This window comes from Microbacterium sp. P5_E9 (genome assembly GCF_054049175.1).
This window is the reverse complement of record NZ_JBFUMV010000001.1, coordinates 454,323-480,535: the sequence shown is the minus strand read 5'-3', so window position 1 is coordinate 480,535 and position 26,213 is coordinate 454,323. Positions and strand designations below refer to the sequence as shown.

The 26,213-nt window shown below is 68.9% G+C and carries 25 protein-coding genes and 4 tRNA genes; 9 read left to right on the top strand and 20 right to left on the bottom strand.

Annotated elements, in window-relative coordinates:
* Window positions 1–12: 12 nt before the first annotated feature.
* The 5 genes from ACXJ3V_RS02415 to ACXJ3V_RS02395 form a co-directional block, all read right to left on the bottom strand.
* Complete coding sequence (locus tag ACXJ3V_RS02415) at window positions 13–432, bottom strand: preprotein translocase subunit YajC (protein WP_457098651.1); 420 nt, start codon at window positions 430–432, stop codon at window positions 13–15.
* A gap of 87 nt (window positions 433–519) precedes the next feature.
* A complete protein-coding gene (gene ruvB / locus ACXJ3V_RS02410; RefSeq protein WP_457098650.1) occupies window positions 520–1,551 on the bottom strand; it encodes a Holliday junction branch migration DNA helicase RuvB in 1,032 nt (343 codons plus the stop codon).
* Window positions 1,544–2,164 (bottom strand): Holliday junction branch migration protein RuvA, encoded by a 621-nt coding sequence (ruvA, locus tag ACXJ3V_RS02405; protein WP_457098649.1) that lies wholly within the window; start codon window positions 2,162–2,164, stop codon window positions 1,544–1,546. Before ruvA ends, ruvB begins: the two co-directional genes overlap by 8 nt.
* A 54-nt stretch (window positions 2,165–2,218) precedes the next feature.
* Entirely contained in the window at window positions 2,219–2,779 is a 561-nt protein-coding gene (gene ruvC / locus ACXJ3V_RS02400) for a crossover junction endodeoxyribonuclease RuvC (RefSeq protein ID WP_457098648.1), read from the bottom strand.
* Window positions 2,780–2,841: 62 nt separating this feature from the next.
* On the bottom strand, window positions 2,842–3,600 hold the full coding sequence (locus tag ACXJ3V_RS02395; protein ID WP_457098647.1) for a YebC/PmpR family DNA-binding transcriptional regulator: 759 nt from the start codon (window positions 3,598–3,600) through the stop codon (window positions 2,842–2,844).
* A gap of 126 nt (window positions 3,601–3,726) precedes the next feature.
* Here ACXJ3V_RS02395 and ACXJ3V_RS02390 point away from each other — a divergent pair, with 126 nt between their 5' ends.
* Window positions 3,727–5,097, top strand: a complete 1,371-nt coding sequence (locus ACXJ3V_RS02390; protein WP_457098646.1) for a pyridoxal phosphate-dependent decarboxylase family protein — start codon at window positions 3,727–3,729, stop codon at window positions 5,095–5,097.
* Between the two features lie 9 nt (window positions 5,098–5,106).
* Here ACXJ3V_RS02390 and ACXJ3V_RS02385 read toward each other — a convergent pair whose 3' ends face one another.
* The 11 genes from ACXJ3V_RS02385 to ACXJ3V_RS02335 form a co-directional block, all read right to left on the bottom strand.
* Window positions 5,107–5,643, bottom strand: a complete 537-nt coding sequence (locus ACXJ3V_RS02385) for a DUF1697 domain-containing protein (RefSeq protein WP_457098645.1) — start codon at window positions 5,641–5,643, stop codon at window positions 5,107–5,109.
* A 1-nt stretch (window position 5,644) separates the two neighbouring features.
* Window positions 5,645–6,166 carry a hypothetical protein gene (locus ACXJ3V_RS02380; protein WP_457098644.1) on the bottom strand — a complete coding sequence of 174 codons (522 nt, stop codon included), beginning with the start codon at window positions 6,164–6,166 and terminating at the stop codon, window positions 5,645–5,647.
* Between the two features lie 33 nt (window positions 6,167–6,199).
* Window positions 6,200–6,796 (bottom strand): pyridoxal 5'-phosphate synthase glutaminase subunit PdxT, encoded by a 597-nt coding sequence (gene pdxT / locus ACXJ3V_RS02375; protein ID WP_457098643.1) that lies wholly within the window; start codon window positions 6,794–6,796, stop codon window positions 6,200–6,202.
* Window positions 6,797–6,807: 11 nt separating this feature from the next.
* Entirely contained in the window at window positions 6,808–7,731 is a 924-nt protein-coding gene (gene pdxS, locus ACXJ3V_RS02370; RefSeq protein WP_457098642.1) for a pyridoxal 5'-phosphate synthase lyase subunit PdxS, read from the bottom strand.
* Between the two features lie 76 nt (window positions 7,732–7,807).
* Window positions 7,808–8,350 (bottom strand): HIT family protein, encoded by a 543-nt coding sequence (locus ACXJ3V_RS02365; RefSeq protein WP_457098641.1) that lies wholly within the window; start codon window positions 8,348–8,350, stop codon window positions 7,808–7,810.
* 63 nt (window positions 8,351–8,413) lie between these two features.
* Window positions 8,414–10,456: a threonine--tRNA ligase gene (gene thrS / locus ACXJ3V_RS02360; RefSeq protein ID WP_457098640.1), complete on the bottom strand. Its 2,043-nt coding sequence runs from the start codon at window positions 10,454–10,456 to the stop codon at window positions 8,414–8,416.
* A 99-nt stretch (window positions 10,457–10,555) separates the two neighbouring features.
* Window positions 10,556–11,221, bottom strand: coding sequence for a DNA alkylation repair protein (locus tag ACXJ3V_RS02355; protein ID WP_457098639.1), 666 nt, complete (start codon window positions 11,219–11,221; stop codon window positions 10,556–10,558).
* 14 nt (window positions 11,222–11,235) lie between these two features.
* Window positions 11,236–13,569 carry a glycoside hydrolase family 5 protein gene (locus ACXJ3V_RS02350; protein ID WP_457098638.1) on the bottom strand — a complete coding sequence of 778 codons (2,334 nt, stop codon included), beginning with the start codon at window positions 13,567–13,569 and terminating at the stop codon, window positions 11,236–11,238.
* A gap of 159 nt (window positions 13,570–13,728) precedes the next feature.
* Window positions 13,729–13,800, bottom strand: a tRNA-Val gene (locus ACXJ3V_RS02345).
* 26 nt (window positions 13,801–13,826) lie between these two features.
* Window positions 13,827–13,900: transfer RNA gene (locus ACXJ3V_RS02340), tRNA-Cys, on the bottom strand.
* 67 nt (window positions 13,901–13,967) lie between these two features.
* A tRNA-Gly gene (locus ACXJ3V_RS02335) sits at window positions 13,968–14,040 on the bottom strand.
* 148 nt (window positions 14,041–14,188) lie between these two features.
* Between ACXJ3V_RS02335 and ACXJ3V_RS02330 the strand changes: the two genes are divergently transcribed.
* Window positions 14,189–14,261: transfer RNA gene (locus ACXJ3V_RS02330), tRNA-Val, on the top strand.
* Window positions 14,262–14,300: 39 nt separating this feature from the next.
* Here the strand turns inward: ACXJ3V_RS02330 and ACXJ3V_RS02325 are convergent.
* The 3 genes from ACXJ3V_RS02325 to zapE all read right to left on the bottom strand — a co-directional run bounded on the left by ACXJ3V_RS02325 (window position 14,301) and on the right by zapE (window position 17,413).
* Window positions 14,301–14,825, bottom strand: a complete 525-nt coding sequence (locus tag ACXJ3V_RS02325) for a type II toxin-antitoxin system PemK/MazF family toxin (RefSeq protein WP_457098637.1) — start codon at window positions 14,823–14,825, stop codon at window positions 14,301–14,303.
* A gap of 114 nt (window positions 14,826–14,939) precedes the next feature.
* The gene (locus ACXJ3V_RS02320) at window positions 14,940–16,214 is read right to left on the bottom strand and encodes an ammonium transporter (RefSeq protein ID WP_457098636.1); all 1,275 of its coding nucleotides are present in this window, start codon (window positions 16,212–16,214) and stop codon (window positions 14,940–14,942) included.
* Window positions 16,215–16,384: 170 nt separating this feature from the next.
* Window positions 16,385–17,413, bottom strand: coding sequence for a cell division protein ZapE (zapE, locus tag ACXJ3V_RS02315; RefSeq protein WP_457098635.1), 1,029 nt, complete (start codon window positions 17,411–17,413; stop codon window positions 16,385–16,387).
* A 118-nt stretch (window positions 17,414–17,531) separates the two neighbouring features.
* Here zapE and ACXJ3V_RS02310 point away from each other — a divergent pair, with 118 nt between their 5' ends.
* From ACXJ3V_RS02310 to ACXJ3V_RS02300, 3 genes are read left to right on the top strand one after another with little or no spacing between them, the layout of a single operon-like run.
* Entirely contained in the window at window positions 17,532–18,437 is a 906-nt protein-coding gene (locus tag ACXJ3V_RS02310; RefSeq protein WP_457098634.1) for a sulfurtransferase, read from the top strand.
* Between the two features lie 40 nt (window positions 18,438–18,477).
* Window positions 18,478–18,930, top strand: coding sequence for a SufE family protein (locus ACXJ3V_RS02305; protein ID WP_457098633.1), 453 nt, complete (start codon window positions 18,478–18,480; stop codon window positions 18,928–18,930).
* Window positions 18,927–19,643, top strand: coding sequence for a dihydrofolate reductase family protein (locus ACXJ3V_RS02300; protein WP_457098632.1), 717 nt, complete (start codon window positions 18,927–18,929; stop codon window positions 19,641–19,643). Before ACXJ3V_RS02305 ends, ACXJ3V_RS02300 begins: the two co-directional genes overlap by 4 nt.
* Here the strand turns inward: ACXJ3V_RS02300 and ACXJ3V_RS02295 are convergent.
* The gene (locus tag ACXJ3V_RS02295; protein ID WP_457098631.1) at window positions 19,612–20,835 is read right to left on the bottom strand and encodes an alpha/beta hydrolase family protein; all 1,224 of its coding nucleotides are present in this window, start codon (window positions 20,833–20,835) and stop codon (window positions 19,612–19,614) included. The two genes, ACXJ3V_RS02300 and ACXJ3V_RS02295, sit on opposite strands and share 32 nt — an antisense overlap.
* A gap of 25 nt (window positions 20,836–20,860) precedes the next feature.
* On the opposite strand from ACXJ3V_RS02295, the gene ACXJ3V_RS02290 reads away from it, so the two are divergent.
* The 4 genes from ACXJ3V_RS02290 to ACXJ3V_RS02275 all read left to right on the top strand — a co-directional run bounded on the left by ACXJ3V_RS02290 (window position 20,861) and on the right by ACXJ3V_RS02275 (window position 26,113).
* Complete coding sequence (locus ACXJ3V_RS02290; protein ID WP_457098630.1) at window positions 20,861–21,451, top strand: DUF3000 family protein; 591 nt, start codon at window positions 20,861–20,863, stop codon at window positions 21,449–21,451.
* The gene (locus ACXJ3V_RS02285; RefSeq protein ID WP_457098629.1) at window positions 21,444–22,643 is read left to right on the top strand and encodes an HRDC domain-containing protein; all 1,200 of its coding nucleotides are present in this window, start codon (window positions 21,444–21,446) and stop codon (window positions 22,641–22,643) included. Before ACXJ3V_RS02290 ends, ACXJ3V_RS02285 begins: the two co-directional genes overlap by 8 nt.
* A gap of 72 nt (window positions 22,644–22,715) precedes the next feature.
* On the top strand, window positions 22,716–23,942 hold the full coding sequence (locus ACXJ3V_RS02280; protein WP_457098628.1) for a thiolase family protein: 1,227 nt from the start codon (window positions 22,716–22,718) through the stop codon (window positions 23,940–23,942).
* A gap of 11 nt (window positions 23,943–23,953) precedes the next feature.
* The gene (locus ACXJ3V_RS02275; RefSeq protein ID WP_457098853.1) at window positions 23,954–26,113 is read left to right on the top strand and encodes a 3-hydroxyacyl-CoA dehydrogenase NAD-binding domain-containing protein; all 2,160 of its coding nucleotides are present in this window, start codon (window positions 23,954–23,956) and stop codon (window positions 26,111–26,113) included.
* Window positions 26,114–26,213 lie beyond the last annotated feature (100 nt).

Genomic DNA, 26,213 nt, shown 5'->3' with positions numbered 1-26,213 from the left:
CGAAGGCGAGGTTCAGGCGTTGGGCTTGGCGTCCGCGTCGGAGTCCGGGTCCGACGTGTCGGTCACGGCCTCGGCCGCGGTCTCGGGCTCGGTCTCGGCGGACTCGGAGCCGAGGTAGTCGTCACCAGGCACCGTCTCTTCGCCCGGGGTCACGACGCGCAGGATGGCCTGGCTGTGCACCTTGATGTCGACGCCCGGTGCGATCTCCACGATCGCGGGCTTGTCGAGATCGGTCGGGTCGTACTCGACGATCGTGCCGAAGAGGCCGCCCTGGAGCAGCACCTCAGCCCCGGGCACGGTCTGACGCGCCTTGGCCTCCTGCTCGAGCTTCTGCTTCGCCTGACGGCGGCGCGAGCTCCAGAACATGAAGACGAGGAGCACGACCAGAAGGATGATCAGTCCGTAATCGGAGAGGAGTTTGGTGAAGTCCATGGCGGTCTGAGCACCTTTCGGGTGAGGCGCACGCCAGTGGCGGCGGTGCCTTTGTAAGGAGGGAGGGTCGGCGAAAGCCTTCAGCGATTATAAGTCATCGAATCGGAGCACCGATTCGGCATGCGGAACGCCCAGATGAGCGTACGCCGCTGCGGTTGCGACGCGGCCGCGCGGAGTGCGGCCGAGGAACCCGATGCGCACCAGGTAGGGCTCGACCACGGACTCGATGGTGTCGGCTTCCTCGCCCACCGAGACGGCGAGCGTACTGAGGCCGACCGGGCCGCCGCGGAAGCGGCGGACGATGGTGTCCAGCACCGCACGGTCGAGCCGGTCGAGACCGATCCGGTCGACGTCGTAGAGCTCCAGCGCGGCTCTCACGGCCTCGATGTCGGCGTGGCCGGACGATGTGCCATGCACGACGACGAAGTCGCGCACGCGGCGCAGCAGGCGGTTGGCGATGCGCGGAGTGCCGCGTGACCGTCGGGCGATCTCGGATCGGGCCGCGGGCGGCAGGACCACGCCGAGCATCGCCGCAGACCGCTCGACGACGCGCTCGAGCTCTTCCGGCTCGTAGTACTCCAGGTGCGCGGTGAACCCGAATCGGTCGCGGAGCGGGTTCGGGAGCATCCCGGATCGCGTCGTGGCGCCCACCATGGTGAACGGAGCGAGGTCGAGCGGAATGCTCGTGGCCCCTGCGCCCTTCCCGACCATGATGTCGATCCGGAAGTCCTCCATCGCGAGGTAGAGCATCTCCTCGGCGGAGCGGGCCATGCGGTGCACCTCGTCGATGAAGAGCACCTCGCCCGGCGTCAGGCTGGACAGCAGCGCCGCGAGATCGCCGGCGTGCTGGATCGCCGGACCGCTCGACATCCGGAGCGGCCGGCCGCTCTCATGCGCCACGATCATGGCGAGCGTCGTCTTGCCGAGGCCTGGCGGACCCGACAGCAGGATGTGGTCGGGTGAGCGCTGCTGGATGCGCGCCGCGTCCAGCAGAAGCTGGAGCTGACCCCGCACCTTCTGCTGCCCGACGAACTCGGCGAGCGAGGTGGGGCGCAGTGCGCCCTCGATCGCGAGCTCCACCTCGTCGACCGGCTCGCCGGTCTCCCTGAAGTCATCCACCGGCGGGCTCCCGACGGGCCGGTCCGAGCATGGCCAGCGTCAGTCGCAGCAGCGTCTGCACCGAGGCGCGGTCGGTCTCAGAGGCGTCATCGGCGACGGATGCCACGGCTTCGGCGGCGGTCCGCTCCGACCAGCCCAGCCCGACGAGGGCCTGCGTGACCTGCGCCGAGACAGCGGGCGCGGCATCCGGTCGCGTGGGCACGGTGGCGAGCGACGGCGCGAGCTTGCCGGCCAGCTGGACCACAATGAGCTTCGCGGTCTTCGGGCCGATGCCCGACACGCGGCGGAACGGGGCGTCGTCGTCCGCGGTCACCGCGGCGGCGATCTGTCCGACCGTCAGGGTCGAGAGGATGCCGAGCGCAGACCGCGGGCCGACGCCGGTCACGCCGAGCAGCTGGGTGAACACGCCCAGCTCGTCGCGGGTGTCGAAGCCGAACAGCGACAGGGCGTCCTCGCGGACGATGAGGGTCGTGTGCAGTCTCAGCTGGTCGCCCAGGTGTGCCGCGGCGGAGAGCTGCGGGGTGACGGAGACGCTGAGTCCCACGCCGCCGACTTCCACCACGAGGAGGTCGGTGTCGATGTGCACCACGCGACCGTGGACAGACGAGATCATGGTTCGAGCCTACGGAGGCGGTTCGCAGTTTTGTTCGACCGACACGCAGGCGTGTCAGCGCCGCGCGGACCGCTCTGCGTCGGCCCAGGCCCGCTGTGCAGGCGTGAGCGCGGCCGCGGGAGCCGTAGCTGCTCCCCCGCCGCGCCACGCGTGGCAGAGCGCGATCGCGAGGGCGTCGGCGGCATCTGCGGGCTCGGGCGGGGCGTCCAACCGCAGGATGCGCGCGATCATGGTCTGCACCTGACTCTTGTCGGCGGTGCCGTAGCCCGTGACGGCCGCCTTGACCTCGGAGGGTGTGTGCGTCGCGGCGGGAAGCCCGTGCTCGGCGGCCAGCAGAAGGGCGATGCCGCTCGCCTGCGCGGTGCCCATCACGGAGTGCCGGTTCTGCTGCGCGAAGACCCGCTCGACGGCCACGACATCCGGCTGATGGCGTGCCAGCACGTCGCGGATCCCGGCCGCGATCAGCGCGAGGCGCTGCTCGATCGGCAGTGCCGGGTCGGAGCGGATCACGCCCACGTGCACCAGCGTGGCCGAGCGGTTGCCGGCGACGTCGACGACGCCCACGCCGCAGCGGGTGAGCCCGGGGTCGACGCCGAGGACGCGAAGGGATGCCACTCCCCCACGCTAAGCGCGGGTGCGGGCAGCGAGGCCCAGGCGCGCCCGCGAGGGCCCGCTGGTCAGTCCTCGGTCTCGAGCTCGGCCTGCACCTCGGGGCTGAGGTCGAAGTTGCTGAACACGTTCTGGACGTCGTCGCTGTCCTCGAGCGCATCGATCAGGCGGAAGATCCGGCGCGCGGTGTCGGCATCGATCTCGACCTTGAGGCTCGGGACGAACTCGACGTCCGCAGACTCGTAGTCGATCCCGGCCTCCTGCAGCGCGGAGCGCACCTTCACGAGGTCGGACGCATCGGTGATGACCTCGTAGCCGACGGCGTGCGGCTCGATCTCCTCTGCACCGGCCTCGAGGACGGCGAGCATGACGTCCTCTTCGCTGGTGCCCTCGCCGGCGACGACGATGACGCCCTTGCGCTGGAAGTTGTACGCCACGCTGCCCGGGTCGGCCATCGCACCGCCGTTGCGGGACATGGCCGTGCGCACCTCGGCTGCCGCGCGGTTGCGGTTGTCGGTGAGGCACTCGATCAGCAGGGCGACGCCATTGGGACCGTAGCCCTCGTAGAGGATCGTCTGGTAGTCCACCGACTCGCCGGTCAGGCCGGCGCCGCGCTTGACGGCGCGGTTGATGTTGTCGATCGGGACCGAAGTCTTCTTCGCCTTCTGAACCGCATCCTGAAGGGTGGGGTTGCCAGCAAGATCGGCACCGCCGATCTTGGCTGCGACTTCGATGTTCTTGATGAGCTTGGCGAAGGACTTCGCACGGCGCCCGTCGATGACGGCCTTCTTGTGCTTCGTCGTCGCCCACTTGGAGTGGCCGGACATGGAGTCCAGTCTACGATGCCGATCCGGCAGCGTCCGGTGCGCGGGAGCCCGCACGCACCGTGCTGCACGCGTCCTCGTGCGATGCGGTCTGTTGTGCCCGGGCGCGGCCGGGAGAACACTGGCCCCATGGATGAGCGTGAGCGCGCGCTGGATGCAGCGCGCCGGGGTGCCACCGACTTCTTCGCCGGCCTCGACGATCGGCCGGTATGGCCGCGAGCGAGCCTGGACGAGATGCTCGCCGAGTTCGGTGGCCCTTTCCCTGTGGCGGGGACGGATGCCGCGCAGCTGGTCGCCGACCTCGCGAGGCGTGCCGACCCAGGCCTGGTCGCGATCCCAGGCGGGCGGTTCTTCGGATTCGTGATCGGCGGGACCCTTCCGGCGGCGCTCGGAGCGGATTGGCTGGTGTCCGCCTGGGACCAGAACAGCGGATCGAGCACGATGACCACGGCCACGGTGGCGCTGGAACGCGTTGCCGGCCAGTGGCTGTGCGAGCTCCTCGGGTTGCCGACGGGCGCCTCGGTGGGGTTCGTGACCGGCGCGCAGGTGTCGAACTTCGTCTGCCTCGCCGTCGCGCAGCACGCGGTGCTGCGCCGGGTGGGCTGGGATCTCGCCGAGCGCGGGCTTCGCGAGGCACCTCACGTGCGACTGGTCGTCGGCGAGCACCGTCACGCATCCATCGACCGTGGGGCGCGGTTCTGCGGGATCGGCTCGCAGGAGCTGGTCGTCGTCGCGGCCGACGATCAGGGTCGGATGATCCCGACCGCGCTGGCGGCGGCGCTGGAAGGATCCGAGACCTCCCCGACGATCGTGTGCCTGCAGGCCGGTGAGGTGCACACCGGCGCGTTCGACCCGTTCGACGAGCTCATCCCGATCGCGCGCGCACACGACGCGTGGGTGCACATCGACGGTGCGTTCGGGCTGTGGGCCGCGGCATCCGCTCGCCTCCGCCCACTCGTCACGGGTGTCGCGGCCGCCGACTCGTGGACGACCGACGCGCACAAGACCCTCAACGTGCCCTACGACTGCGGCATGGCGATCGTGCGCGACCCCGCCGACTCGATCGCGATGTTCCGCACCGGCGGGGACTACCTGATGTACACCGGGCTCGACCCGTGGGACGTCACGCCCGAGCTCTCCCGCCGGGCGCGCGGCGTGCCGGTCTGGGCGGCCCTGCGGAGCCTCGGCCGGACGGGCGTGTCAGACCTCGTCGAACGGCTGCACGACAACGCCCTGGCGATGGCGGCTGGGCTGCGCGCGATCGACGGCGTGACGGTCGTGAATGACGTCCCGTACACCCAGGTCATGTTCCGGCTCGACGACGACGCCGCGACGCGCGAGCTCGGCGCCGCGATCCTCGCCGAGGGGACGGCGGCGCTCACCGGCGCGGAGTGGCAGGGGCACGCGGTGCTGCGCTGCTCGATGTCGTCGTGGGCGACCACGACGTCGGACATCGACCGGACCCTGGAGGCGTTCCGTCGGCTGATCGGCGCCGGCTGACGCCACGGGTCACGCGGCGATCTTGACCAGCGTGCGCAGGTTGCGGTTGGTGGTGCGGGACTTGTAGGCGGCCTTGGCCAGCACCTTCGCGAACGCCGTGTCGGTCGACGAGCCCTTGGGCGGGTTCCAGTACACGACACCGGGTCCGGGTGCGACAGGATCGATGGCACGGTCGACGGATGCCGCGGCCTCGGCCAGCTCGTCGCGTGTGGCCGTGTCCACGCAGAACACCACCCAGGGCTGGCGAGCAGCATCCGCCTCGTCGAACGGGAACTTCGCGATCGCCCGCTCGAGTTCGGCGAGGGTGACGAGCACGATCCACGCGTCGTACCCGAATCGCTCGCGCAGCGCCGTCTCGATCGACGATTTGAGCGCCGCGCGGGCGCCGGTGGCTGCGTCCGTCTCGAACCTGACGTTGCCGCTCGCGAGGAAGGTGCGCACCTCGGCGAAGCCGAGCGAGTCGCGGAACAGCGTGGCGAGATCGGCGCTGCGGATCGTGATGCCGCCGACGTTCACCCCGCGCAGGAGCGCGACCCAGCGGGTCATGTCAGAGGGCGAATTCGAAGCCGAACCGCGACGACAGCAGCGCGACGAGGTCGCGCGGCATCTTCGTGAGGTAGGCGGGCGCCGGTGCGAGGGTCTCCGCCGACCCGATGAACGGGAAGTAGATCGGCCCCTCGGTCGTAGCCTCGATCTGATCCCGCACGGCGACGATCTCCGAGCCGATCCGCCGCAGCGACCGCAGCGAGATCGGCGAGGCCAGGCGCAGCGCATCGCTGACCGGCATCCGCCAGTGCGGCATTGCGGTTCCGTGCCGTGACAGCACACTCTCGCCCATCGGTCCGAGCACCCGGCCCCACGCGCCGATACCAGGCGTCGCAAGGGTGCGGTCCCAGACGAAGAGCGTGTCGCCCGGCTCGGTGAACCCGACGAGTTCGTGCGACCACTCGAACCGCCGGTCGTCGGAGGCCTTCGGCGCGCTGAGGGCGTCACCCACGATTCCGCGGGACGGCGCGATCATCCAGTAGCGCTCTTCCGGGTGCTCGCCCCACCACTCGTTGATCGCCATGTGTGAAATGTAGTCGCTGTCTATGCCGTCAGATCACGCGGCCGCGCGGACTCGGGCGAGGAATCTTTCGTGGAAGCGCGTCTCGCCGGAAACCTCGGGGTGGAAGGACGTGCCGAGGAGGCTCCCCTGCTCGACGGCGACGACGCCGATCCCCGGAAGCGCGGCGAGCGTCGTCGCGCGCGGACCCACTTCGGTGACGAGGGGTGCGCGGATGAAGGTCGCCTGCACCGGAGCGCCGTCGAATCCGTCGACCGACACCTCCGTCTCGAACGAGTCGATCTGGCTGCCGAAGGCGTTGCGGGCGACGACGACGTCGAGGCCCCCGAAGGTCTCCTGCCCGTCGATCGCGCCGGTGATGCGGTCGGCGAGCATGATCAGCCCCGCGCACGTGCCGTACATCGGCATTCCCGCGGCGATCGCCGCCCGGACGGGCGCCTGCATGTCGAACGCGCGAGCGAGCTTGTCGATGACGCTCGACTCACCGCCCGGGATCACGAGGCCGTCGACGGCCGCCAATTCGGCCGGCCGCCGCACCAGGGAGACTTCGGCGCCGAGTCCCCGAAGGACCTGGGCGTGCTCGCGCACGTCTCCCTGGAGGGCGAGGATGCCGACGTGTACCCGCCTCGACATGCTCAGGGCGGTTACCAGCCGCGCTCGGCGAGGCGGTGGGGTGCGGCGAGGTCGGTGACGTTGATGCCGACCATCGCCTCGCCCAGGCCCCGTGAGACGTCGGCGATGACCTTGGCGTCGTCGTAGAAGGTCGTGGCCTTCACGATCGCGGCGGCACGCTCAGCCGGGTTGCCCGACTTGAAGATGCCGGAGCCGACGAACACGCCGTCCGCGCCGAGCTGCATCATCATCGCGGCATCCGCCGGCGTCGCGACGCCACCGGCGACGAAGAGCACCACGGGAAGCTTGCCGGTCTCGGCGATCTCGGCGACGAGGTCGTAGGGCGCCTGGAGCTCCTTGGCGGCGACGTACAGCTCGTCCTTCGTGAGCGAACGCAGCACGTTGATCTCGCCGAGGATCTTGCGGATGTGCTTGGTGGCCTCGGAGACGTCGCCGGTGCCGGCCTCGCCCTTGGAGCGGATCATCGCCGCGCCCTCGTTGATGCGGCGGAGCGCCTCGCCGAGGTTGGTCGCCCCGCAGACGAAGGGGACCGTGAAGCCCCACTTGTCGATGTGGTTCACGTAGTCGGCGGGAGAGAGCACCTCGGACTCGTCGATGTAGTCGACGCCGAGCTCCTGCAGCACCTGCGCCTCGACGAAGTGCCCGATGCGGGCCTTCGCCATCACCGGGATCGAGACGGCCTCGATGATGCCGTCGATCATGTCGGGGTCGCTCATCCGCGAGACGCCGCCCTGCGCGCGGATGTCGGCCGGCACGCGCTCGAGGGCCATCACGGCGACCGCTCCGGCGTCTTCGGCGATCTTCGCCTGCTCGACGGTCACGACGTCCATGATGACGCCGCCCTTGAGCATTTCGGCGAGGCCGCGCTTGACCCGGCTGGACCCCGTGGCGGAGGTGGAGCCGGACTGGGGGTTGCGGGAGGTGCTGTCGGTCATAACTCTCGATTCTAGTTCGCGCCGGATGCCGCGCCCGCCGTGCGGGCGGGCCGATGGGAGACGACTGGACCGGGTTTCAGTCCTGCCACGCGTCGGCGATGGCTCGACGCACGTCACCCAGCAGCTGAGGAAGCGCCTTGGTCTTCGCGATGATCGGGAAGAAGTTCGCGTCGGTGGCCCAGCGCGGCACGATGTGCTGATGCAGGTGGCCTTCGATGCCGGCACCCGCGACCTGGCCCTGGTTCATGCCGATGTTGAAGCCGTCGCAGTGCGATGTCGTTCGCACGACCTGCATCGCGCGCTGGGTGAGCGCGGCGATCTCGGCGACCTCCTCAGTGGTCGCCTCGTCGTACAGCGCGACATGGCGATACGGGCACACCAGCAGGTGGCCGGAGTTGTACGGAAAGAGGTTCAGCAGCACGTAGGCGGTGCGGCCGCGATGCACGATGAGGCCGTCCTCGTCGGATAGCCCAGGGGCTGCGCAGAACGGGCACGTCTTGCGCAGCGGCTCCGGTCCCGCCTGGATGTAGGCCATCCGGTGCGGGGTCCACAGTCGCTGGAATTCGTCGGGGACACCAGGCAGCTCGGCGGCGGAGATGAGCTCCGCGTCGTCAGTCACCTGCCGGTCCCTGAGCCGCAACCGGTCCCTGTGCGCCGACTGGTCCCTGAGCCTGTCGAAGGGTCACGCCAGATCCTCCGCGGTGTCCACCAGCGCACGCGTGCTGATCGCGCCGAGGATGCGCGCGACGGCCTCGTCGATCGGCACGCCGTTCTGCTGGGTGCCGTCGCGGAAGCGGAACGAGACGGTTCCGCCGGCACGGTCCTGCTCCCCCGCGATGAGCTGCAGCGGCACCTTCTGCGTCGTGTGCGTGCGGATCTTCTTCTGCATCCGATCGTCGCTGTGGTCGAGTTCGGCGCGCACGCCCTCGGCCTTGAGCCGGTCGACGACCGCGCCGAGGTAGTCCGCGTATTCCTCGGCGACCGGGATGCCGACGACCTGCACGGGCGACAGCCACACCGGGAATGCACCTGCGTAGTGCTCGAGGAGGATCGCGAAGAACCGCTCGATCGAGCCGAAGAGGGCACGGTGGATCATGATCGGCCGCTTTTTCTGGCCGTCGCGATCGGTGTACTCGAGCTCGAACCGCTCGGGCAGGTTGGGGTCGACCTGCACGGTGGACAGCTGCCACGTGCGGCCGATCGCATCCTTCGTCTTCAGGTCGATCTTCGGCCCGTAGAAGGCTGCCTCACCCGGGACTTCGGTCAGCTTGAGGCCGCTGGCGATCGCCACATTGCGGAGAGCGTTCGTCGAGTACTCCCAGAATTCGTCGCTGCCGATCCACTTCGCCTTCTCGTCGTCGCGCATCGAGAGTTCGAGCTCGAAGTCCTCGAGACCGAAGTCGCGCAGCATCGAGATGACGAAGTCGAGCACGCGGGTGGCCTCGCCTTCGAGCTGCTCGGGGGTGACGAACAGGTGCGAGTCGTCCTGCGTGAAGCCCCGCACGCGAGTGAGGCCGTGCAGCGCTCCGGAGAGCTCGTTGCGGTAGACGGTGCCGTTCTCGGCGAGGCGCATCGGCAGGTCGCGGTAGCTGCGGGCGCGCTCCTTGTAGATGAGGATGTGCATCGGGCAGTTCATCGGCTTCAGGTAGTAATCGACGCCGTGCTTGGTGATCTCGCCGTGCTCGTCCCGCTCCTCGTCGAGGTGAACCGGCGGGAACATGCCCTCCTTGTACGTCACGAGGTGGTTCGACTGCAGGAACAGATCCCGCTTCGCGATGTGCGGGGTGTACACGTAGGTGTAGCCACCGGAGATGTGGCGCCGACGAGCATGCTGCTCCATCTCGCCGCGGATGATCCCGCCGCGAGGGTGCCACACCGACAGGCCGGAGCCGATCTCCTCCGGGAACGAGAAGAGGTCGAGTTCACGCCCGAGCTTGCGGTGATCGCGCTTCGCCGCCTCTTCGAGCCGCTGCTGGTAGGCACGCAGCTCGTCTTTCGTCGGCCAGGCGGTGCCGTAGATGCGCTGGAGCTGGGGGTTCTTCTCACTCCCCCGCCAGTAGGCGCCGGCGACGCGGGTGAGCGCCCAGCCGTTGCCGATCATGCGGGTGCTGGGCACGTGCGGGCCGCGGCAGAGGTCCTTCCAGACCGTCTCGCCATCGCGGTTCACGTTGTCGTAGATCGTCAGCTCGCCGGCGCCGACCTCGACAGACGCGCCCTCGACCTTTGCGGTCGCTGAGCTTGCGCCGTCGGTCCCTGAGCCTGTCGAAGGGCCCTTGAGACCGATGAGCTCGAGTTTGAACGGCTCGGCGGCGAGCTCGGCACGGGCCTGCTCGTCGGTGACGACCCGGCGCACGAAGCGCTGGCCCTCCCGGACGATGCGCGCCATCTCCTTGTCGATCACCTTGAGGTCATCGGTGCTGAAGGGCTGTTCGACGCCGAAGTCGTAGTAGAAGCCGTCGGTGATCGGCGGGCCGATGCCGAGGTTCGCCTGCGGATTGATCCGCTGGACGGCCTGCGCGAGCACGTGCGCCGTCGAGTGGCGCAGGATGCCGAGACCGTCGGGGCTGTCGATCGTGACCGGTTCGACGGCATCCGTCGCGGCGACAGTCGTCGCGAGGTCTTTCAGTTCGCCGTTCACGCGCAGAGCGATGACGGATCGGTCGGGGAACAGGGCGAATCCGTCGGCGGGATAGGACACATCCGACGAGATGGGGGCGTCAGTCAAGGGGGCTCTCCAGAAGCTGGCTCGACCTCCAGGCTATCCTCCGCGGGGCATGCGGACATGCAGATCTCCTGCGTGCGCGGCTGCGAAGCCTTCGTCACATCATGGCGTCAGGTGTTTGAGTGCTTCACGACGGCTCAGCGGGCTGAGCTCGTGTGTGGCGACGTAGTCGCGGACCCAGTCCGGATCTACGCGTGCGTACTCGCGGAGCGCCCAGCCGATCGCCTTCCGGATGAAGAAGTCGCTGTCGGGCCGATTCGGCTCGATGAGCCCGGCCAGCAGCTCGCGGTCGACGCGGTCGCGGCGCCCCAGCTGGGAGAGGATCGCGATCCGCCGCACCCACAGCTCGGCATCCGTGCTCCAGCGGCGCACCAGGTCGGCGGTCTCGCGGGGCAGCACGTCATGCAGTTCGGCGAGGCGATGGGCGAGCTCGTCGGTGATGTCCCACCACCGGCCGGTGCGCACCATGTACTCAATCAGCGTGACGTTCTCCCACTGCGCTCTCGTCGGGCGCAGTCCGAGCAGCAGCATGCCCGCGTAGCGCTCTTCGCGGTGCGATGCGTCATCCCACAGTTCGGATGCCGCGGCCCGCAGGATGGCGGCATCCGCTGTCTGCGAAGCCGCCGAGCGGACGAGGCGTCGCACCTCCGGAAGAGTGACGCCAAGGAAGGGCATCTCGGACTTCATGTAGGCCTGCTGGCCCGGCGCCCGCGCAGGATCCGCCGCTGCCCGCAGCGCCTCTCTGACGACCTCGACGATCCCCGGCATGACGACGCCGCCTGCTACCCGTCCGTGGACAGGGTGTAGTCGCCCTCGGCGCAGCCGGTCACGCTCCAGCCGCCCGCGACCTTGGTCGTCTCGACCTCGGTGACACCGGTGGTCTCGACGTTCGGCTCCGTCGAGCCGGGCACCCACACCTCGAGTCCGCAGCCCCCGTCGTCCGTGGTGCCGGAGAGCGCGACATCCGCTCCCTCCGCGGTGAGCGACGTGAGCACCCCGGGGGCACTGCGCGGGTAGGCGCGGCTGAGGATCTCGAGCAGGTCGTCGCGGGCGGGCGCGTCGTCGCCGGTGGTGCAGTCCTGGCGCATGAGCGAATCGGTCATGTCGTTGATGCCGCCCTGCGGGTCACCACAGGCCTGCTTCCACACCCAGTAGGCGCTGCCGAGGATGTACTCGTCCTCGAGGTCGGCGTAGCGAGTGAGGCGCTGCACGCGATCGGCGTCGTCACCCCAGTAGCCGTACTCGCCCGACCACAGCGGCATGCCGAAGCTGTCCGCCGCGCGCGTAGCCAGCTCGAACTGGCGCTCCATCGAGACGATCGGCGGCAAGCCGAGCGAGCGGTCCATCGTGATCGATTCGGCGTACATGTGCGGCGAGTACACGAGGTTGGTGTCGCTGGTGAACCCGGGTGTGGGGCCGCTGTCGAACCCCAGCCCCGACCACAGGATGCTCGGCTCGATGAAGACGATCTGCGGGGCGCCCTCGGCGCGGATCGCGTCGATCGCCCGGTCGTAGAAGCGGCCGAGCAGGAAGGATGTCGTCACCGGCGCGGTCTCGCCGAACCCGGGCTCGTTCAGCAGGTCGTATCCGGCGACGGCGGGTTCGTCGTGGAACAGCGCCGCGAGCTTCGCCCAGGTCGCGACGAGGGAACCCTGAACTCCGTCGGTGTCGAAGTAGAAGTTCTGGAACGCCCGGTCACCGGCCGGTGAGATGTCGCGGCCCTGGAACTGGCAGCGCGGAGCCCCATCCGTGCGAGTCGCCCACACCGGTGCGCCGTCGTAGCCCCACATCGGGTCGGTGCCCGGTCGGCATTGCGTCCCCTCCGGCGTGCCCTCGTTCCACCAGCCATCCTGGTGCATGTCGAGCACGGTGTAGATCCCGTACTTCTTCGCCCAGTCGACAGCCTCGGTGATCTGGTCCACGTAGGTCTGATCCAATTCGCCGCGCTCGGGCTCGAGCGCCGACCACGAAAGCCCCAGCCGCACGACGTTGAAGCCCTGCTCGGCGATGGCGGCGAAGTCGTCCTCGGTGAGCGGCCGGGTGTCCTCGACGTCGGCACGGGGACGGTAGAAGTCCACGAGCTGATTCACGTTCACGCCGCGCAGCAGCACCTCGTTGCCGTTTCCGTCGGCGATGACATCGTCGTCAGCGCGCAGAAAGCCGACCGGGACGTCTTCGGCGGGTGCCTGCGGGGTGGCGGCCGCTCCCGGCACAGGGGCGATGAGCGTGACTGTCACCGCGAGCACCGCGACGACCCCGGCTGCCAGCTGAAGCACGCGGGTGCCTCGACGTGTGCGCATGCGATCCGCCAAGATTGCGGTCAGTCCGACGATCCAGCCGAGGCACGCGCCATAGGCGAGACCGTCGGCGACGGCGATGTACGCGGCCATGAGCGGCCAGATGTCGCTCTGGATCCCGTCGACCACGACGACCACGATCGCCTGGACGACGCCCACGATTCCACCCGCGACGAGCGCCGCAAGCCATCCGCCGAGCACACCGGGCACGCGAACCCGCATCCACCGCAGGCTGAGCGCGGTCACGACGGCGATGAGCACCATCGCCACGAGGACGGAAAGGATGCCGCGATCCGGCCGGGCAGCGGGAACACCAGGTGCGTACACGACGCCGGTCCACCACAGGCCGGCTAGGAGCGGTGTGACCGCCGCGAACAGGGCCGCCGGAAGCCAGATCGCGCCGGGCGCACGGCGCACTCGCTCACTCTTGCCGCCGAACCAGCGCGTCACCGCGGCGACGATGAGCGCCGCCGGCACCGCCTTGGCCGTGACATAGCCCGCTGCCCAGCCGGCGACCGAGAGATCCCACGACATCACCAGGCACGCGGCAGCCTGCGCGAGCAGTACGGCGAGCACCACTCCGGCAACGAGCGTCCAGTACCGGTCGCCCGCTCGGACGGCCACCCACCAGACGACGCCCAGCAGGACGGGCAGGTACACCACGTAGGGCGCGAACTGCCAGATGCCGACAGCGAGCGTCGGAATCGCCCCGGACCAGCCGACGAGGGCCAGCAGTCCGGTGGGGTCGGCGATCGCCTGGATCAGGACCAGGACCAGCATGGTGCCGAGCGCGACGGCAGGGCGGCGGACGGACTTCATGACACTCCATCGTGACAAGGTGCGGGGGGCCAGCACAGCATCCGTTATCAGGGGTCGCAAGTCAAACCGAACGCCGCTCGGTTCTATCTGGGGCAGCGCGGTCCATCGACAGATACCTGGCGAAACGAAAAAACCCCCGGATTTCCGGGGGTTTTCCTGTGCGCGATACTGGGATCGAACCAGTGACCTCTTCCGTGTCAGGGAAGCGCGCTACCGCTGCGCCAATCGCGCCCGTGAGGGCTTTTCAGTTGAAGGAGTGGAGGTGGCGACGGGATTCGAACCCGTGTAAACGGCTTTGCAGGCCGGTGCCTAGCCGCTCGGCCACGCCACCGTGTGTGGTTCGACCCACGCGTCGTGATCGACTTTCGGATTTCTCCGTGTGGCGATCTTCGCACTCGAGCGGATGACGAGACTCGAACTCGCGACCCTCACCTTGGCAAGGTGATGCGCTACCAACTGCGCTACATCCGCGTGACCCGAATCGCTCCGGGCACTTGAACGACTTTAGCCGACGAATCGACAAGCGCCAAACTCAGGCAGCCCGCGCGTGTCTCGGATTTGCGGATTCGTGGGAGGTCGCGGCATCCGGTAAGATCGTGACTCGGCCCCGCAGGGTCATGGGCGATTGGCGCAGTTGGTAGCGCGCTTCCTTCACACGGAAGAGGTCATCGGTTCGAGTCCGGTATCGCCCACCCCGACGCATGCGCGTCACTCCCCCCGACGATCTGACGTCAGTTGCCGACTGCCCAGCCATAACGTCGGTGCAGCGCGTCGGCGATCTTCACGAATCGCTTCAGATCGAGAGCGGATGCCTCGCGACGCATGCCTGCGGCGTGCACGCTGTAGAGCTGCTCGATGTCGACCCATGAGGGTCGCCCCCGCGAGTCCCAGGCGCCTGTTCCCAGGGCCAGGAAGTCGTGGTCGCCGTCGTGCGGCTTGCTGGTCAGTCGCACCGCATAGACGCGCTGCGCGTCCTGACGCCCGATGACCAGCACCGGACGGTCTTTGCCGCGTCCGTCGTTCTCCGTATACGGGACCCAGGTCCAGACGATCTCGCCCGCATCGGGATCGGCGTCGGTCTTCGGTGCGTAGGTGATCGTCAGCCCAGCGGGTCCAGGCGAGGCGACCTCGATCGTCGCGGTGTCCCCGACCCGGCCGGCGGTGTCCGGAGTGGCGACGGTGGATCGAGGCACGGTCTGGGGAGCAGGAGAGAAGAAGTCCGCGATGCGGGCGAGGATGCCCTGGCGTTTCGTCACAGGGTCACGATATCGGCCGGTGGATCATGCGCCGTGAGCAGCCGCCACAGTGCGGCTGGCACGCGAAAGGGGGGCCGCTTGCGCGACCCCCCTCCGCTGCTGTGCGAAGCCTGACTAGGCCTTTGCGTCGAGCAGGACGTAACCCTCTTCGCCGTGCACGACCGTGTCGATGCCGGCGATCTCGTCCTCGTTCTTCACGCGGAAGCCGATCGTCTTCTGGATGATCCAGCCGATGGCGTAGGCGAGGATGAACGAGTAGGCCAGGACCGAGAAGGCCGCGATCGCCTGGACGAGCAGCTGCGTGCCGTCACCACCCGTGAACAGGCCGACGTTGGTCGCGAAGAACCCGATGAACAGGGTTCCGATGAGACCGCCGACGAGGTGGATGCCCACGACGTCGAGCGAGTCGTCGAAGCCCCACTTGAACTTGAGCTCGATCGCCAGTGCGCAGACGGCACCCGCGATGAGGCCGAGGACGATCGCCCAGCCGGGCGTCAGCGACGCACAAGCCGGAGTGATCGCGACGAGACCCGCGACGGCACCGGACGCCGCGCCGACCGAGGTGGGCTTGCCGTCCTTGAACTTCTCGACGACGAGCCACGCGAGGAGCGCCGCTGCGGGAGCTGCGATCGTGTTGACGAACGCGAGAGCAGCCGTGCCGTCGGCGGCGAGCTCGGAACCGGCGTTGAAGCCGAACCAGCCGAACCACAGGAGGCCGGCGCCGAGGAGGACGAAGGGCGGGTTGTGCGGAACGGCGATGCCCTTCTGGAACCCGACGCGCTTGCCGAGGACGAGCGCAAGGGCCAGGGCCGCAGCACCGGCGTTGATGTGCACCGCGGTGCCGCCGGCGAAGTCGATCGCTCCGGCACCGAGCCATTCCTGGAGGCCGTAGGTGATCCAGCCGCCGTAAGCGAAGCTGCCATCCTCGGCGAGGCCGAAGTTGAACACCCAGCTCGCGACCGGGAAGTAGACGATCGTCGCCCAGATCGTGGCGAAGATCATCCACGAGCCGAACTTGGCGCGGTCGGCGATCGCGCCCGAGACGAGCGCGACGGTGATGATGGCGAAGGTGGCCTGGAACGCGACGAAGGCGAGCGGCGGATAGGCCGCGCCATCCGGTGTCTCGAGCAGGCTGGTGAGGCCAACCTCGCCGAGGTCGATGGTCCAGGGGGACTGGATGGTTCCTTCAGCGGTGCTGGGGAACGCGATCGCGTAGCCGTAGAGCACCCAGAGGACTCCGATGAGTCCCATCGCGCCGAAGCTCAGCATCATCATGCTGATGACGCTCTTGGCCTTGACGAGGCCGCCGTAGAAGAACGCGAGTCCAGGTGTCATGAGCAGCACCAGCGCTGCGCATAGGAGAAGGAATGCGGTGTTGCCTTGATCCATCTCGGGGAGAACCTCTCTGCAGGGACGCAGGTGAATCAGCGTCGGGTGCGCCCAGTCTCACCCGCCACCGTTACCGTCGGTTCGAAGTGGTGTTTCGCATTGGTTACGCGAAGGCCCGTCCGGTAAACATCACGTTTCGCGCTGCCGCGAGTCATCCGCGCAGATGGGCTTCAGTCGTGCGTGAGGGCCAGCAGCCGTGAGATGGCGCGGAGGTACTTCTTGCGGTATCCCCCAGTGAGCATCTCGGGTGCGAACACGAGGTCGAGCGGCACCCCGGTGGCCCGGATCGGAAGCTGCGCGTCATAGGCACGGTCGATGAAGGCGACGAAGCGGAGCGCCGCAGACTGATCGTCGAGTTCGACCGCATCGCGGAGTCCGATCTCCGTGAGACCGTCGATCAGGCGCAGGTAGCGGCTCGGATGCACCTGGGCGAGGTGCGCGATGAAAGTCGGGAAGGCGTCGTCCGAGATGACACCGCGGGTCGCGGCATCCGAGATCGCCCGCTCGTATTCGTCATCGGTGAGCACCTTGGCGTGACCGTCGACGGTGCGGTGGCGGTAGTCGGTGCCGTCGATGCGGAGCGTCTGGAAGTTCGCCGCCATCGCGTGGATCTCGCGCAGGAAGTCCTGGGCCGCGAACCGGCCCTCGCCGAGCGCATTGGGCGGAGTGTTGGATGTCGCGGCCATGCGCGTGCCGCCGGCGGCGAGTTCGCCGAGCAGGCGGGTCATGACCATCGTGTCACCCGGATCGTCCAGCTCGAACTCGTCGATGCACAGCAGGTCCGCGCCGCGGAAGAGCTCCACGGTGTTCTGGAAGCCGAGCGCGCCGACGAGCGCGGTGTACTCGATGAAGGAGCCGAAGTACTTCCGGCGCACGGGCATCGCGTGGTAGATCGCCGCGAGCAGGTGGGTCTTGCCGACGCCGAAGCCGCCGTCGAGGTAGACCCCGGGCTTGAGCTCGGGCTCCTTCTTCGCCCGGCGGAACAGCCCGCCCTTCGGCGCCGCGCCACCCGCGCCGGCGAACGCGAGGAGCAGGTCCTTGGCCTCCTGCTGGGACGGGAACGCGGCATCCGCCCGATAAGACTCGAAGGTCGCGTCATCGAACTGCGGCGGCGGCACGAGGGAGGCGACCATCTCGAGCCCCGTCACCACCGGCGCCCGCTCGGTGAGGTGCACGATTCCGGCTGCCGTGGAGGTCATGTGATCCTGTGTCGCTGTCTTACCAGGGCGGTGCGTCGCTCTGCCCGGGAATCTATGGTCGAAGAGGCCGGTTCAACCCTACGCCGTCGCATCCGCCGGCCCTTCCCGAGGAGCCTTCATGCCTGTCGAAACCGACACCTCGTCCGCCAAGTTCGCCGAGTACGCCGATCCAGGACGGCTCGTCACCGGGCAGTGGCTCGAAGCCCGGCTGGGCGAACCCGGCCTCGTCGTCGTCGAGTCAGACGAAGACGTGCTGCTGTACGAGACCGGCCACATCCCGGGGTCCGTCAAGGTCGATTGGCACACCGAGCTGAACGACCCCGTCGTGCGCGACTACGTGGACGGCGCAGGCTTCGCGGCGCTGCTCAGCGCGAAGGGCATCTCGCGGGACGACACCGTCGTGATCTACGGCGACAAGAGCAACTGGTGGGCGGCCTACGCACTGTGGGTGTTCTCGCTCTTCGGGCACGAGGACGTGCGCCTGCTCGACGGCGGTCGCGACCGGTGGATCGCCGATGGCCGGCCCATCACCAGGGAACCCACCGTCCGCCCGACCACCGACTACCCGGTGGTGGAGCGCGATGACTCGCGGCTGCGGGCCTACAAGGATGACGTCCTCGCCCACTTCGGCGATCCGCTCATCGACGTGCGCTCGCCCGAGGAGTACAACGGCACCCGCACCTCGGCGCCCGCCTACCCCGAAGAGGGCGCCTTGCGCGCCGGGCACATCCCGTCGGCGCAGAGCGTGCCCTGGGCGAAGGCCGTGGGAGACGACGGCGGCTTCAAGACGCGTGCGGAATTGGACGCCGTCTACCGTGACGGTGCCGGACTGAAGGACGGCGACCGCATCGTCGCGTACTGCCGGATCGGCGAGCGCTCCAGCCACACCTGGTTCGTCCTCCAGCACCTGCTGGGCTTCGAGAACGTGCGCAACTACGACGGATCGTGGACCGAGTGGGGCAGCGCCGTCCGGGTGCCGATCGTCACCGGCGACGCACCCGGCGAGGTTCCCGCTCAGCGCTGACATCGTCCGGCGGGTTCCTGGTCATGGGAAACTGAAGGTGATGTCCGAATCACACCTTCCCGACTCCCTCGCCGGCATCCGCGACGACTTCCTCGAGCTCGATGAGCCCGACCGGCTGCAGCTCCTGCTGGAATTCTCCGAGGAGCTCCCGGCCATCCCGGCGGAGTACGACGGCCACCCGGAACTGTGTGAACGCGTCGTGGAGTGCCAGTCTCCCGTCTACATCGTGATCGATGTCGACGCGGACGGGCGGGTCGCCATGCACGCCACGGCGCCTCGGGAGGCGCCGACGACCCGGGGCTTCGCGAGCATCCTCGTCCAGGGCATCTCGGGCCTCACCGTCTCGGAGGTGCTCGGCATCCCCGACGACTTCCCGCAGAGCATCGGCCTCACCCGTGCCGTCAGCCCCCTGCGCATCTCGGGGATGACCGGCATGCTGCTGAGGGCCAAGCGGCAGGTTCGGGCCAAGCAGCCCACTCCCCCGACGCGATGATCGTCACCGAGGTGCGTCCGGCGACACTCGATCGCCAGGATGTCGCGACCGAGGCGGGCCGCGCGTGGCTCGCCGATCGGTACGCGCGCGCCGACGAGGCATACGTGCGGCTCAATATGATCACGAGCCTGACCGGGGCGGCGTCCGGGTCGGACGGTACGAGCGACACACTGACCAGCCGCACCGACCGGACCATCCTCGGCGTGATCCGCGCGGCCGCCGATGTCGTCGTGGTGGGCGCGCAGAGTGTGCGCGCGGAGGGCTACATCGTCCCGCGCAGCACCCGGCTCGCGATCGTCACCGCGTCGGGAGACCTCGAGGGTCACCGGCTCACGCTGGCTGAGGGCGCCTCGCCCGATCGGGTGCTGATCGTCTGCCCGGCGTCCCGAGCCGACGCGCTCCGCGCCGACGCGGTGTCGCATGGCGTGCAGATCGTGGCGGTACCGGGAGACGAGCGGATGTCGCCCTCGGCGATCCTCGCCGCACTGGCCGAGCGCGGCCTTCGGCGGGTCGTGTGCGAGGGCGGCCCTTCTCTGGCGTCCCAGTTCGCGGCAGCCGGCGTGATCGACGAATACTGCATCACTGTCGCTCCGTCGATCGAGCCGGTCGCACAGCCGTTCCTGCGACTGGACGCGCGGCCGGACACCGAGCCGACTGGCGTGCTGGTCGACGAGGCCGGGTTCAGCTATCTGCGTCTGCGGGCACGGCGGTGATCCCCTGGCGTTCCAGCCAGGAGCCGATGCTCGTCGACCAGCGCGCCTGGTCGTAGTTCCACAGCTTCGTGTGCCGGGCGACGTCGAAGACCTGCATCTCGACGAGGTCCGGCCGCGCGACGACCAGGTCGTGCGAGGCATCCGACGGCACGAATCCGTCGTCGTCGCTGTGCAGGATGAGGATCGGATGCTGCAGCTCGGCGGCGCGCGCGACCACGTCGAGCCGGTCGAAAGGGATGGCCGCGCCGGTGCGGACCACCGGGGTTGCCCACTCCGACCGCAATGCGCCGATGGCCATGCCGGCGACCAGGTGGGGAAGCCTCAGCAGGCGCGCTTGATGGTCGAGCACCACGCGCCAATCGATGACGGGCGACTCGAGGATCAGCCCGACCAGGATGTCGCGATGAGCCGAGTTCAGTGCGACCTGCAGCACGATGGCACCGCCCATGGACCAGCCCATGAGGATCACCCGCCGCGCCCCCCGCCGCCGGGCGAACCCCACGGCGGCATCGATGTCGCGCCACTCCGTCGCGCCGAGTGCGTAGGTCCCCGTTCGGCTGCGCGGGGCGTCGCCGTCGTTGCGGTAGGACGCGACCAGGGTCGTGATCCCGAGGGCGTGGAACACCGGGACGGCGCGGAGACATTCGCTGCGGGTCGTACCGCGGCCGTGCACCTGGATCACCCAGAGGTCACTGGAGTCTCCCGCCGGGAAGAGCCAGGCCGGGCACGGACCCACGGCGGAGCCGATCAGCTCGGGGGTGAACGGAAGCTGCAGCTCCTCTGGATCGGCGTAGTACCAGCCGCTGAAGGCGGCTTCCGACGAGATGCTCGCGTCGACCCCGATGTGCGTGAGCAGCTTCCGCTTGACCGTGTCGCCGTCCTGAGCGAGCACCGAGCCGAGCTTCACATACGAGGCGGTGCCATCGGTGAAGAGGCCGTATCGCCCGGGCAGCGCGGTGTCGGGTGTACGGGACAGCGTGATCGTCTGAGCAGCGGTGTCGAGCGACACGATCTTCGTGTCGGAGACGCGACCGCCGGGCGTCACGACCTTCCGTGCGATCCGCACCGACAGGACGCTCAAGACGGCGAGCACGCCGGTCAGACCGAAACCGATCGTGACGAGCGCGGCCCGGATTCCCGCCTCGAGAGAGGCGGATGCGCCGCGGGCCTCGGCGCGCCTGGGATTGACCATCGAGCCCTCACTCTAGTCTGTCCGCGTGGCTGAGCATCCTCCTCCGGCGGCACCCGCCGCCTTCGAGCGTGCCGCTGCGCTGGTGAAGGAGACGCAGTTCCGCGACGATCTCGTGGTGCGTGAGATCCCCGCGCCGACCGGCCTCGCGCCGTTCGCCCTCGCCCTCGCCGCCGACGTTCGTCCGGACGCCTCGGGCGCCGATTCGGAATACGGCACCGGCCGGTTCATCCTCCTCAACGACCCCGCCGAACCACCGCAGTGGGGAGGTCCGTGGCGCATCGTCTGCTTCGCCCAGGCGCCCCTAGAACCCGACATCGGGGTGGACCCGCTGCTGGCGGATGTGGCGTGGTCGTGGCTCGTCGACGCGCTCGCCTCCCGCGGCGCGGGCTACGATGCTGCATCGGGAACAGCGACCAAGACCCTTTCCAAGGGGTTCGGCTCGCTGGCATCCGAAGGGGATGGCGCGCAGATCGAATTGCGGGCATCGTGGTCGCCATCGGGCGACGTCGTCGCCCATGTGCAGGCCTGGGCAGAACTGGTCTGCATGCTGGCGGGTCTCCCGCCGGGGTCGGAGGGGATCACCGTGTTGGGTTCACGCAGGGTCGCACGTGGCTGAATATCTGGTCATCGACGACGTCGAGGGGCTGCGCGCGGCCGCGGAGCTGCTGGCTGCCGGCTCCGGTCCGGTCGCGGTGGATGTCGAACGCGCCTCGGGCTTCAGGTACTCCCAGCGTGCGTACCTCGTGCAGGTCTTCCGGCGCGGGGCAGGCGGCTTCCTGTTCGACCCGCCGGCGATCGGCGATTTCACCGCGCTTCAGGCCGCGATCGGCGACGTGGAGTGGGTGCTGCACGCCGCGAGCCAGGACCTCCCGTCGTTGCGTGAGATCGGTTTGCTGCCGCCGTCGATCTTCGACACCGAGCTGGCGTCGCGCCTCTTGGGACGCGAGCGGGTCGGCCTCGGGGCCGTCGTCGAGGAGACTCTCGGCATCACGCTCGCCAAAGCGCACTCGGCATCCGACTGGTCGACGCGTCCCCTGCCGCAGGCCTGGCTCGAATACGCCGCGCTCGATGTCGAACACCTCATCGACGTCCGTGACGTGCTGGCGGCCGACCTGGTCGAGCAGGGCAAGGTGGCTTTCGCCGCCGAGGAGTTCGAGGCGGTCCGCACCCGCCTCCCCAAACCCGTTCCCGCCGACCCGTGGCGTCGGCTCAGCGGCCTGCACACGGTGCGCGGTCGTCGAGCCCTGGCCGTGGCGCGTGCCCTGTGGATCTCCCGGGAGGATTTCGCCCGCGCCGAGGACGTGGCACCGGGTCGTCTGGTGCCCGACCGTGCACTCGTGGCCGCGGTGCTCGCCGACCCCGCGACCAAACAGGATCTCGCCCGCGTCAAGGAGTTCAACGGCCGCGCGAGCCGCAGCCAGCTGGATCGCTGGTGGGCCGCCTTCGAGGAGGGTCGCGCCGCGACCGATCTTCCCCCGGAGCGCGGCACCGGGGGCGACTCCCTCCCGCCGCCGAGGGCGTGGGCCGACCGCAACCCGGCCGCCGACAAGCGGCTGAAGGCCGCGAGGCCCGTCGTCGAGGCGCACGCGGAGCAGCTTGCGATGCCGACCGAGAATCTGCTCACGCCGGAGCTGCTGCGCCGTGTGGCGTGGAGTCCGCCTGAGCCCGTGACCGCGGAAGGGGTCGGACAGGCACTCGCCGACCTCGGCGCCCGCCCTTGGCAGATTGCGGAAACTGCACAGATGATCGCCGATGCGTTTGTCGAATCCGTGCAAGCCGTTCCGGAGGCGCTCGAACCGCCGTCGTAGGTTTCCGCCACCCGATTCCGGGGCCTGTCACCGCCCTCCTAGGCTTTCGACACAACAACTTCTGGAGGCAGAGTGGCCGAGATCTCGGACGTCTTCTTCGTCGATGGCGCGCGCACACCGTTCGGGCGCGCCGGCGAAAAGGGCATGTATTGGAACACGCGATCGGATGACCTGGCCGTCAAGGCCACCATCGGACTCATGGAGCGCAATTCCGGCGTGCCGAAGGAGCGCATCGACGATGTCGCCATCGCGGCGACGTCGCAGACCGGCGATCAGGGACTCACCCTCGGCCGCAGCGTGGCGATTCTCGCGGGTCTCCCCCAGACCGTGCCCGGGTTCGCGATCGACCGCATGTGCGCGGGTGCGATGACGAGCGTCACCACGATGGCCGCATCCATCGGCGTCGGCATGTACGACATCGCCCTGGCCGGCGGTGTGGAGCACATGGGGCATCACCCGATCGGCACCAACGCCGACCCCAACCCCCGCTTCGTCGCGGAGCGCATGGTCGACCCGGGGGCGCTCAACATGGGCGTGACCGCCGAGCGCATCTTCGACCGCTTCCCGCACCTCACCAAGGAGCGCTCCGACCGCTTCGGCATGCTCAGCCAGCACAAGGCGCAGGCGGCGTACGACAACGGCAAGTTCCAGCCCGACCTGGTCCCCGTCGCGATCAAAGATGCCGAGGGCGCGTGGGGTCTCGCGACCGCGGACGAGGGCCGCCGACCGCAGACCACCATGGACGACCTCGCCGCTCTGAAGACGCCATTCCGGCCGCACGGTCGGGTGACGGCGGGCACGTCGTCCCCGCTCACCGACGGCGCGACGATGTCGCTCCTCGCCGGCAGCAGCGCCGTCAAGGAGCTCGGGCTGAAGCCCAAGATGCGGCTTGTGTCGTTCGCCTTCGCCGGTGTGCAGCCCGAGATCATGGGCATCGGACCGATCCCCTCGACCGAGAAGGCGCTGGCCAAGGCCGGCCTCACGATCAACGACATCGGCCTGTTCGAGCTCAACGAGGCCTTCGCGATCCAGGTCATCTCGCTGCTCGACCACTTCGGCATCGCCGACGACGATCCGCGCGTCAACCAGTGGGGTGGGGCCATCGCCCTCGGACACCCGCTCGCAGCCTCCGGCGTGCGGCTCATGATCCAGCTCGCCGCGCAGTTCGCCGAGCGCCCAGACGTCCGCTACGGCCTCACCGCGATGTGCGTCGGACTCGGCCAGGGCGGCTCGGTCATCTGGGAGAACCCCCACTACAACGGCAAGAAGCCCCACTACAACGGCAAGAAGAAGAAGTGAGCGCGCCCGCAATGACCAACACCCCTGCGGACCAGTACTCCGACATCGACTTCTCGCCCCTCGCCGCCCTCGCCGAGGGAGAGGTCATCACCCACTCGCGCGTGCGCGACATCCGCCTCGCCTCCGGCAAGGTCCTGGCGCTGCTCACCCTCGACAACGGCCGCGACCACACCAGGCCGAACACGCTGGGCCCGACCACCCTGAAAGAGCTCGGCGCGGCGCTGGACATCCTCAAGGCGCGCGCGGCCGCTGGCGAGATCCAGGCCGTCGGCATCACCGGGAAGCAGTACATCCTGGCCGCCGGCGCCGACCTCAGCGACATCTCGCGCCTCGGTTCGGCCGACAACGCCCGACTGATCGCCCAGCTGGGCCACCACGTGTTCGGCAAGCTGGAGGGCCTCGGCGTACCGTCGTTCGCCTTCGTGAACGGACTCGCACTGGGTGGCGGGCTCGAGATCGCCCTGAACTCGAGCTATCGGACGGTGGATGCCTCGGCCGCGGCGGTGGCGCTTCCCGAGGTGTTCCTCGGCATCATCCCGGGCTGGGGCGGCGCGTACCTGCTGCCGAACCTCATCGGCATCGAGAATGCGCTCGAGGTCGTCATCTCGAACCCGCTCAAGCAGAACCGGATGCTCAAGCCGCAGCAGGCGTTCGACTTCGGCATCTTCGACGCGATCTTCCCTGCGGCTAACTACCTCGAGGACTCCCTGAAGTGGGCCGACGGGGTGCTGAGCGGCTCCGTGAGGGTTGTTCGCAGGAATGAACCAGGCAAGATCGAGCGCCTCACGAAGTGGCCCATCGCGATCAAGATGGCCCGTTCGATGCTCGAGAGCCGCATCGGCACGATGCCCAAGTCCCCGTACGCCGCGCTCGAGCTGCTCGACAAGGCCAAGAGCGGCACGAAGGCCGAAGGGTTCGCGCGTGAAGACGAAGCCCTCGCCGCACTCGTGACCGGCGATCAGTTCGCGGCATCCATGTACGCCTTCGATCTCGTGCAGAAGCGCGCGAAGCGGCCCGTCGGCGCCCCCGACAAGGCGTTGGCGACGAAGGTCACGAAGGTCGGGATCATCGGCGCCGGTCTGATGGCGAGCCAGTTCGCGCTGCTGTTCGTCCGCAAGCTGCAGGTGCCGGTGCTGATCACCGACCTCGACCAGGCCCGCGTCGACAAGGGCCTCGCCTACATCCACGACGAGATCGGGTCGCTCGAGGCCAAGGGGCGCCTGGACGCTGACGCGGCCAACCGGCTCCGCGCCCTCGTGCGCGGCACGACCGACAAGAGCGAATACGCGGACTGCGACTTCGTCATCGAAGCCGTCTTCGAAGAGGTCGGCGTCAAGCAGCAGGTGTTCGGCGAGATCGAGGGGATCATCCGCGAGGACGCGATCCTCGCGACCAACACCTCGTCGCTGTCGGTCGAGGAGATCGGCGCGAAGCTCGCTCACCCCGAGCGTCTCGTCGGCTTCCACTTCTTCAACCCGGTCGCCGTCATGCCGCTCATCGAGATCGTCAAGACGCCGCAGACGACGGATGCCGCGCTCTCGACCGCCTTCGTCGTCGCGAGGGGTCTCGGCAAGAACGCCGTGCTCACGGCCGACGCGCCGGGCTTCGTCGTGAACCGGCTGCTCGCCAAGGTCATGGGCGAAGCGGCGCGGGCGGTCTACGAAGGCACTCCCCTGCTGACCGTCGAGAAGGCGTTCGCGCCGATCGGGCTGCCGATGACGCCGTTCCAGCTCATCGATCTGGTCGGCTGGAAGGTCGCCGCCCACGTGCAGGACACGATGGCGCACGCGTTCCCCGAGCGGTTCTTCGCATCGGAGAACTTCCACCAGCTCGCCGAGCTGACCGAGGTCGTGGAGAAGGACAAGAGCGGCCGCGTCACCGGCTGGTCGAAGGCCGCTGAGAAGGTGCTCAAGGGCGCCGTCGGCTCATCGCCGGCGTCGGAGACGGAGATCCTGCACCGCGTGCAGGACGGTCTCGCGAAGGAGATCTCGATCATGCTCGAGGAGGGCGTCGTGCCCGCCGTCGAGGACATCGACCTCTGCCTGATCCTCGGTGCCGGGTGGCCGTTCATCGACGGCGGGGCATCGCCCTACCTCGACCGTGAGGGCGCCTCCGAGCGCGCGACCGGCGACACCTTCCACCATCCCCCGATCCGCGGCATCGCGCGCTGAGTCCCCCCGAAGGGCCGCCGGTCGCTGAGCTTGTCGAAGCGTCCGGCGGCCCTTCGACAAGCTCAGGGACCGCCTGGGACATTCAGGGACCGCCTGGGAG